Origin of the sequence: Roseibium alexandrii DFL-11, assembly GCF_000158095.2 — a bacterium.
GTDB lineage: Bacteria > Pseudomonadota > Alphaproteobacteria > Rhizobiales > Stappiaceae > Roseibium > Roseibium alexandrii.
This window is the reverse complement of sequence record NZ_CM011002.1, coordinates 2,370,675-2,383,523: the sequence shown is the minus strand read 5'-3', so window position 1 is coordinate 2,383,523 and position 12,849 is coordinate 2,370,675. Positions and strand designations below refer to the sequence as shown.

At 56.5% G+C, this 12,849-nt stretch carries 9 protein-coding genes; 3 read left to right on the top strand and 6 right to left on the bottom strand.

What is annotated here, in order from left to right; translation table 11 throughout:
• Positions 1-21: 21 nt before the first annotated feature.
• From SADFL11_RS11140 to SADFL11_RS11130, 3 genes are all read right to left on the bottom strand, one after another.
• Positions 22-786 (bottom strand): Stf0 family sulfotransferase, encoded by a 765-nt coding sequence (locus SADFL11_RS11140; RefSeq protein ID WP_050776062.1) that lies wholly within the window; start codon positions 784-786, stop codon positions 22-24.
• Positions 787-816: 30 nt separating this feature from the next.
• Positions 817-2,631: an adenylate/guanylate cyclase domain-containing protein gene (locus SADFL11_RS11135; protein WP_040453073.1), complete on the bottom strand. Its 1,815-nt coding sequence runs from the start codon at positions 2,629-2,631 to the stop codon at positions 817-819.
• Positions 2,632-2,769: 138 nt separating this feature from the next.
• The gene (locus SADFL11_RS11130; protein ID WP_008195142.1) at positions 2,770-4,368 is read right to left on the bottom strand and encodes a SulP family inorganic anion transporter; all 1,599 of its coding nucleotides are present in this window, start codon (positions 4,366-4,368) and stop codon (positions 2,770-2,772) included.
• Between the two features lie 370 nt (positions 4,369-4,738).
• Here SADFL11_RS11130 and SADFL11_RS11125 point away from each other — a divergent pair, with 370 nt between their 5' ends.
• Positions 4,739-5,398 carry a substrate-binding periplasmic protein gene (locus SADFL11_RS11125; RefSeq protein WP_167578979.1) on the top strand — a complete coding sequence of 220 codons (660 nt, stop codon included), beginning with the start codon at positions 4,739-4,741 and terminating at the stop codon, positions 5,396-5,398.
• A gap of 26 nt (positions 5,399-5,424) precedes the next feature.
• On the opposite strand, the gene SADFL11_RS11120 is transcribed toward SADFL11_RS11125, so the two are convergent.
• Together SADFL11_RS11120 and SADFL11_RS11115 are read right to left on the bottom strand one after the other, a co-directional pair.
• Positions 5,425-6,717: an adenylate/guanylate cyclase domain-containing protein gene (locus SADFL11_RS11120; protein ID WP_008194627.1), complete on the bottom strand. Its 1,293-nt coding sequence runs from the start codon at positions 6,715-6,717 to the stop codon at positions 5,425-5,427.
• A gap of 238 nt (positions 6,718-6,955) precedes the next feature.
• Complete coding sequence (locus SADFL11_RS11115; RefSeq protein WP_008190213.1) at positions 6,956-8,743, bottom strand: SPFH domain-containing protein; 1,788 nt, start codon at positions 8,741-8,743, stop codon at positions 6,956-6,958.
• 235 nt (positions 8,744-8,978) lie between these two features.
• Here SADFL11_RS11115 and SADFL11_RS11110 point away from each other — a divergent pair, with 235 nt between their 5' ends.
• Positions 8,979-9,698: a hypothetical protein gene (locus tag SADFL11_RS11110; protein ID WP_008192123.1), complete on the top strand. Its 720-nt coding sequence runs from the start codon at positions 8,979-8,981 to the stop codon at positions 9,696-9,698.
• Positions 9,699-9,977: 279 nt separating this feature from the next.
• On the opposite strand, the gene SADFL11_RS11105 is transcribed toward SADFL11_RS11110, so the two are convergent.
• On the bottom strand, positions 9,978-11,444 hold the full coding sequence (locus SADFL11_RS11105; RefSeq protein ID WP_050776063.1) for an alpha/beta hydrolase: 1,467 nt from the start codon (positions 11,442-11,444) through the stop codon (positions 9,978-9,980).
• A 200-nt stretch (positions 11,445-11,644) separates the two neighbouring features.
• Here SADFL11_RS11105 and SADFL11_RS11100 point away from each other — a divergent pair, with 200 nt between their 5' ends.
• On the top strand, positions 11,645-12,823 hold the full coding sequence (locus SADFL11_RS11100; RefSeq protein WP_040453079.1) for an aminotransferase: 1,179 nt from the start codon (positions 11,645-11,647) through the stop codon (positions 12,821-12,823).
• Positions 12,824-12,849: the final 26 nt, after the last annotated feature.

Sequence of the window (12,849 nt, the reverse complement as noted above, 5' to 3'; positions counted from 1 at the left end):
AAGCTTTTCGGCTGGCATCGTTCAGGAGCCTGTGGCGGTCTGGTCCTGAAACCTCTTGATCCAGTCGGCGTTGATGCTGTCTGCGAGTTTGGCAACGCCAGGCTGGACAGGATCTGCCGCGGATGGCGGAAGGTCGAGGGCGGTCAAAACCCTTTTGAGTTCGGTTTGTGGGTCGCCGCACAGATCGTCGTAGGACAGGCGAAGCGGCTTAATAGCCTGCTCGGCAAACCAGTCGTTCCAATCCCGATCGAATTGAATGAACTGATCGCAGCAGTCTTTCAATGCTGCAAAATCATAGACCGGATCTGCAGGAGGCGAGAGACGTTCCAGCTCCGAGCCGTCGGCGGCCCTGTGCCATAGGCCGCTTTGTTGTGCTTTGACGAAAGAAACCGCCTGGGAGAGCTTGTCCGGTCGTGTGAGGTGAACGAACAGCGTGCGGCCAAACACGGCCTCAAAACGTGCCTTGTCCGTTGGTTCATTCGGGCAAAGAATGCGGAGCTGGCGGAAGAAGAAGTCGAAGCTGTGCCGCTGAAGGCGCAGTCCGAACATGCCTGTGTTCGCAGTTCCCTGTTCGATCGCGGTATCAATCAAGAGCCTCAGGTACTCCAACTCGCCCATTCCAGCCGAGCGGGAGACACCGAGATAAGACGCCCAGTTCCCAAGATCAGGTTTGTGAAAGTAGGATTCCGGGTGACCGGCTACACCTGTTTCAGTGAGCATCTTGCAAAGCAGAGTGCTTCCGCTTCGAGGAGAGGTACACAAAACGTAAGACCGAAAATCTGACATCAAAATGGGCATTATAAACGTATGTTGAGCTTAAGGTAGGATCCGCAGAACGGTCACCGGTTCGTCCCGGCCTTTTACCTTGTGTGGCCCAATGGATTCAATATCCAGGTTGTGCGTTAGGGCGCCAACAACTTCGTCAGAGGCCATGACGATTACATCCGCGGCCGGGTCGATTTCCTTGCCGAGGCTTTCAAGGCGGGCGGCGATGTTTACCGTATCGCCGATCACCGTGTAATTGACCCGCTCCGGCGCGCCGATGTCGCCGACAACCAATGGGCCGATATGAAGTCCGATGCGAATGCGCACGGGTTTTTCGCCGCGTTCCACCCGCTCCACGTTGTCTTTTCGGATCGCGGACGCGATGCCGACAGCTGCCTGGGCCGCGGCCTCAGCCGGATTGTCAAGCGTTTCCGGTGCGCCCCAAAAGGCCATTACCGCGTCGCCGATATACTTGTCGATGGTGCCATTTTGTTTGGCAATTTCAGCCCCGATCAGAGACAGATGGTGGTTCACGAACGCGGCGGTTTCTGTCGCCGACATGCCCTCCGAGAGCGATGTATAGCCCGCGATATCGGTGAAGAGCACAGCGACCTCGCGTTCTTCCGGTGGGGTTTCCGTTCTGCCTTCCTGAAGAAGGCGTTTGACCAGGCTCGTTGGAACGTACCGGTTAAAGGCCTTGAGGCCAGCGACCATGGAATTGAAGCCGTGAGACAGGTCGTCCAGCTCTCGGATCAAACTGGCAGGCAGAGGTTCGACCTTTGCCAAATTCAGTTCTGCAACATCTTTTGCTGCCGCCGACGCCCGTTTCACGGGAACGACAATCCGGCGCGCCAGAAAACCGGCGCCAAGAAGAGACACGCCTAGAAGGCCGAGGCCGGTGATCGCTGCGCTGGAAAGTTGATTGATGGAGTGTTCCAGAAAATCGGAGCGGAAATGTACACCAATGCGTACTGGCAGCCCCCGAAAGCGGCTGTTTTGGTCTTCAAGCACCAGAAACCGTTTTTCACCGTTCTCGTCATAACCTGAATACAGCTTGTCGCGTGGATTCAGGTCGTAAGTCCTGTTGCCGATCTGTCGAAGTTCCGAGAAATTTGCCAAGAAATGATCCGGTACATCGTCGATGTCAACCAAGACATTGTCTGGGCTGAGTTCTTCAAAGTGATGATTGAGACCAGGGTGAGCAATGATCTCCGTCGTACCCACTTCCATAAGGAAAACTGTCACGTCATCGTCGGAGAGATACCGGGTAATATCCGACATTCTGTGAAGTGACATCCCAAGGATAATGCTGCCGAGATACTCATCCGCCTCGTGAAGCGGTTTGACATAAAGCAGGTACGTGTTGTCCCGTCTGGGCAGAAAGATCGGCCTGCTCCAGAACGAGGAGTAGGTCGAGCGCGCCCGGTTGAAGATCGGGGCAACAAGTGGTTCATCCAAGTTCACCGAAAACGTCTCGGATAAGAGCGTGCCATCGCCGGGGCCGCGATCAACCATAAGCCCCGAGCCATCGGCATCAATCAGCAGCGTGAAGGACACAAAATCCAAAGGTGCCAGCGATCCGAACAGGTACTGTTTGGCCGTGTCAGGGTCATCAAAACTGAGCGTCCCCATGTCGAGCGCGCGCGCTGTATAACGAGCAGTCTTTCGGATCGCATAAAGCTGTTCGGCAACCGCGGCTTCCAGACCGTCCATACCATTGTCGATGAGCTCACCACCCAGTTCCCGCACAACGTCTCGGGAAATGACAGCCTGGACCACAAGGACGGCACCGGCCGTCAAAAGAACGAACAGACCCAAGACAGTCGTCAGGGCCGGCGTAATGCGAAACTTTTTGGCGTGAGACACTGTGCTGGTTTGTCTTTCTTGATCGCGGGCTGCTTGTCTCATCGAGTTAGAATCAAGAAACCCCGCAAGGTCAATGACCCTGCGGGGTTTCTGTCTAACAAATGAGGCGGACCGCTCGGCAGTCCGAAGCATTGCTTCTTATTTTGCTTTTTCAGGCGTTTCAAACGTATGGCCGTAATCGACAGCGATTTCGTAGTCCGGATCTTCCAGGACGGAGACTTCCACCAGATTGCCGGCCTTGTTCAAAAGCCTCTGACAGTCCGGAGACAGATGACGGAGGTGCAGGCGTTTGCCGGCTGCCAGATACTTGGAGGCGATCGCGTCGATTGATTCCAGGCCTGAGTGGTCAACGACGCGGCTGTCCATGAAATCGACAACAACGTCTTCCGGGTCATTTTGCGGATCGAAAAGGTCAACAAAGCCGGTTGTGGAACCGAAGAACAGCGGGCCTTCCAGGCGGTAGACCTTCCAGCCTTCCTTGCTCTTGCCGATCTTTGCATTGATGCGGCTAGCGGCGTTCCAGGCGTACGCAAGCGCAGAGATGATCACACCGACCACAACGGCAACGGCAAGGTCGGCATAAACGGTGACGCCCGTGACAATGATCATGACCAGCGCGTCGGTCAGCGGGATCTTGTGCATAATTTTCAAGCTGGTCCAGGCGAACGTGCCAATGACCACCATGAACATGACGCCTACAAGGGCGGCAACCGGGATCTGCTCGATCAGCGAGGAGGCAACCACAATGAAGGACAGAAGGAACAGTGCCGCAGCAATACCGGAGATACGGGTGCGCGCACCGGATTTCACGTTGATCATTGACTGACCGATCATGGCGCAACCGCCCATGCCGCCGAAGAAACCGGTGACGATGTTTGCTGTTCCCTGAGCCAAGCACTCTTTGGAGGCGCCGCCCTTGGTGTTGGTCATATCGGCGACGAGGTTCAGCGTCAGGAGGGATTCAATCAGACCGATCGCGGCCAGGATGATCGCATAAGGCAGAATGATCTGCAGCGTTTCGAAATTCAGCGGCACCATCGGGATGTGGAAGGTCGGCAGACCGCCGGCAATAGACGAGAGATCTCCAACCGAACGGGTATCCAGGCCGAGGCCCAGGACCAAGCCGGAAACAACGAGAATGCCGGCAAGTGGTGCTGGAAACGCCTTTGTAAATCTGGGGAGCAGGTAAATCACAGCCATGGTCAGCACGATCAGGCCAAGCATCAGATAGAGCTGTGAGCCGGTCATCCATTCCTGGCCGCCAGCGCCGTCCGGAACCTTGAACTGGCCAAGCTGGGCAAGGAAAATCACGATGGCAAGGCCGTTTACGAAGCCGAGCATGACCGGGTGCGGCACCATGCGGATGAACTTGCCCCAGCGCAATACGCCAACGGCGATCTGAATGATCCCCATCAACACAACGGTGGCGAAAAGGTACTCAACTCCGTGTTGCGCAACGAGCGAGACCATCACGACGGCAAGCGCGCCGGTTGCGCCGGAGATCATGCCGGGGCGGCCGCCAATGCAGGCGGTGATCAGGCCGACGAAGAAGGCAGCGTAAAGGCCGACCAAGGGATTGACCCCTGCGACGAAGGCAAAGGCAACTGCTTCGGGAACCAGTGCAAGCGCAACAGTGAGCCCGGCAAGGAGTTCGGTTTTGATGCGCGCAGCATCGAGTTTTGTCGATTGAACAGGCGCAACGGCCTCGGCTCGTCCGGTCAAGGCGGGCTCCAACATATCTAGCGTGTGTTTGGCGGGTCTTGGGCCGCGGTTTGGCCCCCCACGGCAGACTGACCTCAGTCAAGTTGATTGTCTTTTACTGGAAATATTGCGCCGCAGCAAGGCTCGGGGTGCCGGTCAGCCATGCAACGGCGGGAACGCGCCGGTTTCAACAAATGTTCCCTGTAAGAAATGCTTAGAAATTCGGGAAGTATTTCAGCAAGAGCTTGGATTTTGAAATCATTATCTTTTTTGTGGTTTTTAATCTTATTGTACGAAACGGAAATTGGTGCGGCGGAATACGAAGTTTATGTTGTGTCGTTTCTATGCATTTTGCTTTGTGGTGTTGGTTTGGGCTTTTCCTTCTCAGGCAGAGCAGGACACGCTCGTGATTTCGACGATCGAAAACTCGCCGTTGACTAAGATCGCCGAGATCATCATGACACAAGCCTATGAGCGCTTGGGCATTCCGGTCGAGATCTATCCAACGTCTGGAAACAGGTCTCTGGTGATTTCATCGAGCGGCAAGGTTGATGGTGAGCTCGTCCGTATTGGTGCAGTCAAAGAGCACTATCCTACCTTGGTGCAAGTGCCGGTCCCTAACATGGAATTGAAAGGGGTCGTCTATGTGCGCGCCGCCGATAAAGATCAGATTGTAACTGGAAATCTTGCGAAGCTGCGTGTGGGCTATCTGGAAGGTATTGTTCAAGCGGAACAGTTCACACAAGGTTTTGAGAACTTGTGGGCCGGGCAATCGGAGACCGAGCTTTTTCGTCTCCTCGCGGCTGGCCGTCTCGATGCGGTCGTCAGTGATCAAATCGACGGTGCGCTGGCCATAGCCGAACTCGGTCTAACCGACGTAGTTCCCCTGGGGCGGCCGTTCCAAGTGGAACCGATGTTTCATTATTTGCATGAAAAACAAGCGGACCTCGTACCGCAACTCGCCGCTATTCTGGCAGAAATGCGGGGTAGCGGTGAGTTGGAGAAAATCGTGGAGACCGCTCTAGAAGCCATGATCACCGGTCAAGGCCACCCTAGCGCCGATTAGTTTTTGTTCTGCTGTCCTCCGGCGGATCAGTCCGGACGCCACGTCCAGATTGGCCAGCTGCCGGGAATACCCTTGAGTTGGTGTTCACCGGCAAGGGTCAGTTCTATTTCATCTGACGTTTGCGCAACGCCGGTATCCGCGATGATTGCTGCCTTGAGTTCTTTGCCCAAGGCCTCAAGCCGGGCCGCCCGGTTGACGGTTTCGCCGTAAACGGTGAACGCCTGGCGCTCGGAAGAGCCGACGCTGCCGGCCGCCAGCGGGCCACTGGCAAGCCCCACGCGCAATTGGAACCCTTCGGAATGGGCATGGGCAACCAGATCTCGGGCGCAAGCCAGAGCGGCGCGTTCCGGGGTTTCTATCGGAATTGGGGTATTGAAGCTTGCCAGCAATCCATCGCCGGTGAACAGAATGACCACACCGTTATGTGTGGCAACGCTCGTTGCCGCCAGATCGAGGAAGTCGTTCAATCGTCCGATCACTTCGGTCGGAGGCTTGCCGGACGCGAAGTCGGAAAACCCGGCAATGTCAGCGATCAAAACAACGCCGTGTACCTCTTGCGGGACCATCGCCTGAGTGTCGTTAACCAGGCGCATCGCCACAGCCTCCGGGACGTATTTTCCAAGAACGCTAGTTGCACGCTCTCTAGTTGCTTGCGCCTCCTCGCGCGCTTGCTCGGCTCTGAGCTGCGCAAAAAACACGCGCCGTGCCCGATAGACCGCAAGAGCCAGCACGGCTGAGGCGAGGAACAACATGCCGGCTTCCCCGGTCCGGTTTCCGGTGCCCGCAAACTCCGTCGACAGGAACAGGGTTTCGTAGTCTGCAGTGGTTGGATCGTCTGGAAAGTCACGCCATTCGATGATGCGCGGCATGTCCTGCAGGACCCACCAGTAGGCAGTGAACCAGCCTGCCAAAGCGACAAAACCGCTCCACAAAACCAGACGCCAGGACAACGAAAGACAGGCCATGGCGATCAGCGGAAAAAGGAAGTGAATGCCATAGGCCCGGAACGCGATGATTTGCGGAATGTCCTGGCCCTGGCGGAGGGGGAGGAGGGCGAAGGCTGCGCAAACGGCGAGGATGTCGATGGTGTAAATCGTATACTTGAGCCACCAGCGGTCTAGGCGCGTTCCGATGAGAAAATACGCGATCACTCCATAGATCGTGAGGCTGGCCAATATGCCCATGGCGGTGAGAGAGACCGAGGCCCCGATCAGGGTTGTTGCTGCAACCCAATAGACAGCACTGACCCCAATGACCGCGGTTCGGCACAGGACAGCAAGCTTGAGCCCGGCCCGTTCAGCGGTCTCGAGGCGCGACATCTCCTCGGCTGAAGCCTGATCCCTGCGGAAAACGGCTCTTTGTGTGTTAGGCGGCGCAGGTTCTGCCAAACAAGGTCCAGTCTAATGCGGCAACAAGAATGCTTTTGGACAATGATAGGGGCGTTTGCGGCGAAGTCGATGTCTTGAAACAAACAAGGATCATCATTCCTAGATGTGGTCAGGAGGCCAAGGCCTGAGCGTGTCAAACTAATACGCCCGGCCTCCAATCCAGCGGGCGCTATTGCGAAGGCGTCCGCGGTGTTCCCGAAGCAGAGGATTGCCCACCAATACTGGCCCCCAGAAGAGCAGCTGCTCCGGCGAGGCCCGCACCGTCACCACCCACAACAGTGTTCGGCACGAGTTTGCCGACGAGGCCGACGAGTTCCGGTTTGCGTTCCAGGGATGTCAGGAGCTTTTCAAGTGCTTGCAAGAGCGCAACCCGGTCCTGGCCGAGAACGTCAACTTGCGCGCGCTGACCGCGGGCCAGTTCCTCCAGATATTGACGTTCTGCCCGTCCGAGAGCCGCGCGTTCCTGTTCGCGCTGGTTGGCGACCTGCACAGCGATCTGGGCTTCCACCAAACGGGGTTGCTCGTCGGCGGTTGATCGGGCTTGTTCGGTCTCGATCCGTTTTTGCTGCGCGTCCGTTTCGCGTTCATAGGCGGTTGAGAGCTGGTCGGCCAATTGAACCCGGAGACGGGACACCAGAAGTTCCGGCGGGATGGCCGGTTCACCGAGCCGGATTTCACGGATGTTCACGCCGGCCTTGTTGCCTTCAATCTTGATCTGTTGCTCAATGGTCTGCTCAAGCGCATCGCGGTTTTCAATGAGGTCCAAAACCCGTGTCGGGCGCACGGTGAACTGAGCCGGTTCGACGGGCGTTCCATCAGCGTTCTTGTCCGGGACCCGGATGGAGGCGCCTGCGACGTTGCGCACGATCGACCGGATTGCTGGTGTCAAAATACGGTTCTCGATCTCGCCCAAACCGCCGACCGAGCCAACCACCACCGGAGCGTTTGTTGGGTCAACTTGCACGAGCGCGCGAAGTTCCAGTGGTATATCCCAGCCTTCGACTTTGACATAAACGGCCCGGTCAGCCGCATCATCCGGAATGCGTTCCTGAACCGAACGCTCATTCTGCTGAATGTTGCCCTGCTGGTCTACGGATAGGTCGATGATGCGTTTGGTATATCCGCCCTTGTATTCCCAGGTCTGCACCCGCGTGTCGACCAGCGTGACTTCATAGGCCTGACGGTTGAGGTAGTATGCACCAGGAAAGAGGGGTTCTTTCCAGATGCCGACGCAGCCGCGCGGAACCAGCGGAACTGTTAGGGCTTCACGCGAGGCCGTTGAGGCAGAGACTTCTTCCTCAACACAATTAATGCCGGGTTGGCTGACATTGGATTTTACCACACCGACATGTCCTGCCGGGATGATGGTTGCATTCGTGTTTTCATCAAGGCGCAGGTCAAACAGATACCGGTTGAGGCGGTATTGCCCCGGCTTCAAGACGGTTTCCTGCGGACCGCGCAGCCCCCCCTTTGTAAGGAAGCTCTCTGCCTTGAGCATGTCGCCGACCTCTGAGTCTGAGATCGCGGGCGCCATGAACATTCCCGATGGCATGGCGTCGCCGTCCAGCGCTGTGAGCTGGCCGTAGTAGCCTTCCGGGATGGAGATGACATCCCACTCCTCAAAATCATAGATAACGCGAACCAACGGGATGAAGTGGAAGCCTGGGCCAAGGATCTGGGCTTGCGGGCCCTTTTCGCCCTCAAGCGCGATTATCCGGCCTTGGGGAAGTTCCTTGAAAGCGTAGATGCGTTTGAGGTGACCGACGCTGTTGGCATCGACGAAAATGAAAGACGTCGACATCAGCATGAAGCCGCCAATTAGCACGAGAAAAACGCCGACTGGCTTCCCTGTAAGGATCTTGGACACCCGGGAACTGCCGGCAGCCGGACCGCCTCGCCTGAGCAACGCACTGGCTCCCAGCACGATGGCGACCAAGCCGATGATAACGCCAAGCATAATCTATCCTCCGGTATGAGATCCCGACAGGGGCTGCCGGTTGTGACCCATTTGAAGAAAAACATAAGAGTGGCCCATGAAGGGAATGTTAAATGAATTTTTAATGTGCGCCGAGCCTGCCGGTGGCCAACAGTGAGATATTGGAAATTTACGTAAGGTAGAAAAAATCATATACTGCAATTTAAGCGATATTATTTTAAATACTTGCCTCTGGGCTCTTTGAGAGGAGCTGCGCGTGACAAGAAATGATTGTTTGCAAAAACTTCTATGGGCCGTCTGTATTGTCCTGCCGCTGATCATAGGGCTATCAGACCGTGCCACGTCGGAGACCTATTTCAAGTTTACCGCCGTTGAGGGGATGCGCCACAATATGGAGGGGCTGAGGCTGCTCCGGGAGGCCTATGCTGCGATTGGCGTACAGTTTTCCGTGCTCTACCTTACACCCAACCGGTCCATCCAAGAGGTCGAAAGCGGCGCAGCAGATGGCGAACTGCTGAGAATCCGGCAGGTCGGGGACCACTTTACCGAGATTGTCCGGGTCGAGATCCCGGTTATTTCCCTCCCCATCTATGCTTATACAAATGATCCGCAACTGGCAGGACTGGCGCTGGACGAGATGGGCCGCTACCGGGTCGGGTATGTTGATGGTGCATTGTTCGCACAGCGCATGACCGCAAAACTCCCGGACGTCACGCCCGTTGAGAGCCCTGACATGCTGTTCAAAATGCTGGAGTTGGATCGCTTGGACATCGTAATCGCTGCCGAAAATCCCGGTGATACCGTCATGCAAACCGTTGGCAATGGGCGGATCTACAAGGGCTCAAAACAGCTTCGTTCGGTCGAATTCTATCACTACCTAAATCGGCGCCATCGCGCGCTGGTGCCACGGATCGAGTGGCTGCTGACCGAATTGAAAGAGGGGCGGATACAAATAACGCACACGATGGAACGTTAGGCCGTGTGGACGAATTGGCGACGTATTTCGTGAGACAAGTGCCAAGATATGGCGGCGGCGGTCCTGCAGAGCGTACCGATATACGGTCAAGGGACCGGCGGTGCCAGATCGCCGGCACTTGTCGCACCCTTTGGGCCGTGTTTGCATTGCTCAATTCCAGCGCAAATCCGTCTTGATGATGCACAAGCATCACCATCACCGGATTTCCTTGATCTTGAACGATGCAAATCCCGGCGAAATGCATCTCCAATTCGTCCACACGGCCTAGGTTCAACAGCTTCAATCCTCAGCGCCGAGCCCCAAGAAACTCTGTGTTTCCGACATCATGATTGAATGAAATGGGTTCCATCGCATGCGCAGCATGTCACCGGCTGGAATTTCTGAAATCCCGCGTTCCCCGCGCAGCGCAAGTGCGCCCAGCTGAAGCCTGGAAATCTCCGGCTGCGGGATTATGCCGTAGAGCGGGTCTTCTGCGGAGAAGGGGAGCGAGATGTGTGCCATCGAGAAAACGCCGCGCGGCCAGGACAGATCAAGGCGTTGCACAGCCGGGTTGTTGGTGCCGGGAACATACGTGTTCAAGACTGTCTTCCGGTCTGATGGCTCTTCGTTGGTGATAACGCGCAAGGTGTAGGTGCGGGCTGTGTCTGTCACAAGCGGGTCCAGAAAATCTGCCGCATCATCGGAGAGCAACGGACGTTTTGTGAGAAACTGATTTGTGTCGAACAAGAGCAGTTCCGATCCGTTGTCAGACAGCTTGGCATAGAGATTTGAAATCATGTCCCGGGTGATCACGGTCGCATCGACTGCAGATGAGAATCCAAGGATTGGTGGCAGAGCGGCAACCGATCTATCCGCCGTGGCCGCATCCATGCGCGATCGGATCTCCATCGTCAGCTGATGGGTGACATAGCCGGCATTGATGGCAAAGGACGTGTATTTGTAAGGGTCGTATTCCGGTCCGAGAGAACTCCAGGCAAGACGCTGGACACCCAGAATGTGCCCGAGCTGAATGGCGATTGGCGCATAGGCCGCAGCCGGTGTGACCCCGATCGCGGGGGACAAGAGGATAATCCGGTCGATTTTCGCAAGAGACGGGTCCTCCAACTGCCGGAGTGCGTGCACGACCGAAAGGGCGCCGCCATTGGAGTAGCCAACCGCATAAAGCGGTTTGTCCGGCTGCATCGCCTTCAAATGCCTGGCAGCGAGCGCGGTCGCGGAAATCATGTCCTCTGCTTTGGTTTCCAGAAGACCGGCTGGCGCCGTGCCATGTCCGGGCAGACGCAGACCGAGCACGTTGGCCCCGGCTTCATGCAAGGATTGCCCTATTTCTCGCAGGCTGTAGGGGGAATCCGACATGCCGTGGAGCAATAAGACGGACGCAGTGGGGCTTTCGGTTTCAATCATGAACGACCGGTTCCAATTCCACGGCCAGGTCAGCGGATTTGAAACACTGTCAGGCTGGAAACGATTGACTTCATCCTTGGGGCCGAAACTGAGTTTGGAAATCAACTCGTCCTGGAGTTCGGCAAACAGGCGGTCCTCCATGGCAAGGTAGTCGGGGAAGGAGCTGACGGCCCCGTCCGCCGAATAATCCTCGTTGAGGTGGACCGTGTGCCAGGGCTCCAGATCCGACAGGCTGTTCAAATAGAAGATCGCAACGGCGATGATCGCGACGATGCCGCCAAGAACCGTGAACCCGGCAAACTTGAGAACGCGCAACACAGGGCGGTGGATAAACTTCAACATTTCTACCTCAACAATCGGAAGCAACCGACCCGAGCTGCCGGGCCACCGTTTTGTGCCCGACGCGTGCCGATTCCGCTCAGAACCATCTGAAGGGGGCAGCCCAAGGCTGTCAAATATCTGCGGTGTTCGGTTTGCCCATGAAGGCCTCGACGGTTCGGCCAATTCAGACTAAACAAGCCGGAGCAAACATCGGGGATATCATGAAGTCGACCAATCCGGTTTTCACCGGCATTCAGACCACTGTTTTTGAAACCATGTCGCGCCTTGCGATGGCGCATGGGGCCGTCAATCTCGGTCAGGGCTTTCCGGATGTCGATGGACCTGAAGACATTCGAGAGACGGCCGCCAAAGCCTTGATGGATGGGCCGAACCAGTACCCGCCCATGCTCGGGCTGCCGGAGTTGCGGCAAGCGGTCGCCGATGCCAACAAACGGTTTTATGGCCTGGAGATCGATCCGCAAACCGAAGTGCTTGTGACATCAGGAGCAACCGAGGCCCTGTCAGATGCGGTCATGTCGCTTGTCTCTCCAGGGGACGAGGTGGTTTTGATCGAGCCACTTTATGATTGTTATCTTCCGCTGGTGGAACGCGCCGGTGGCATCGCGGTTCGCGTCCGTGTGACACCTCCGCACTGGCATCTGGATGAAGCCGCTCTGAAAGCTGCGTTCTCGGACAAGACCAAAGCCGTTTTGATCAACAACCCGATGAACCCGACCGCCAAGGTTTTCTCAGACGCCGAGCTTGGTCTGATTGCAGACCTCTGCAAACAGCATGATGCCTATGCAATCTGCGATGAAGTCTACGAGCATCTGGTGTTTGACGGCCACAAGCACCAGCCATTGATGACGTTTGACGGCATGCGCGAGCGGACGATCCGGATCGGGTCGGCCGGCAAGACATTCTCTTTGACGGGATGGAAAGTCGGCTACATCACCGGTCCGGCGTCTATGCTGGATCCGATTGCGAAGGCCCACCAATGGACCACATTCACCACCCCGCCAAACCTGCAAAAGGCAGTGGCTTATGGGATCGGCAAGGATGACAGCTACTATCAGGGTCTTGCGGATGATTTGAGCGCAAAGCGGGACCGCATGGCAAAAGGCCTCTCCGCGCTGGGCTTTGAGGTATTGCCTTGCGCAGCGACGTATTTCCTGACCTGCGGAATCGCAGGAACCGGGCTAGGCGACAATGATGTCGAAGCCTGTGAGATCCTGGTGAAAGATGCTGGTGTTGCTGCTGTTCCTGTGTCGGCGTTTTACGGCTCGGACGCGCCGACCGGCTTCATTCGCTTTTGTTTCTGCAAACAGGATGCGGTGATTGATGAGGCCCTGGAACGCCTGTCGCGCTTTTTGACTGCGGCACACGCCGAATCCGCATAGAATCTCAATCCAATCAGATCGAGCGA

Coding starts and splice junctions, on each gene's coding strand:
- SADFL11_RS11140 (WP_050776062.1), bottom strand. CDS start 786: ATGTCAGATTTTCGGTCTTACGTTTTGTGTACCTCTCCTCGAAGCGGA.
- SADFL11_RS11130 (WP_008195142.1), bottom strand. CDS start 4,368: ATGTTGGAGCCCGCCTTGACCGGACGAGCCGAGGCCGTTGCGCCTGTT.
- SADFL11_RS11120 (WP_008194627.1), bottom strand. CDS start 6,717: ATGTCGCGCCTCGAGACCGCTGAACGGGCCGGGCTCAAGCTTGCTGTC.
- SADFL11_RS11115 (WP_008190213.1), bottom strand. CDS start 8,743: ATGCTTGGCGTTATCATCGGCTTGGTCGCCATCGTGCTGGGAGCCAGT.
- SADFL11_RS11105 (WP_050776063.1), bottom strand. CDS start 11,444: ATGTTGAAGTTTATCCACCGCCCTGTGTTGCGCGTTCTCAAGTTTGCC.
- SADFL11_RS11100 (WP_040453079.1), top strand. CDS start 11,645: ATGAAGTCGACCAATCCGGTTTTCACCGGCATTCAGACCACTGTTTTT.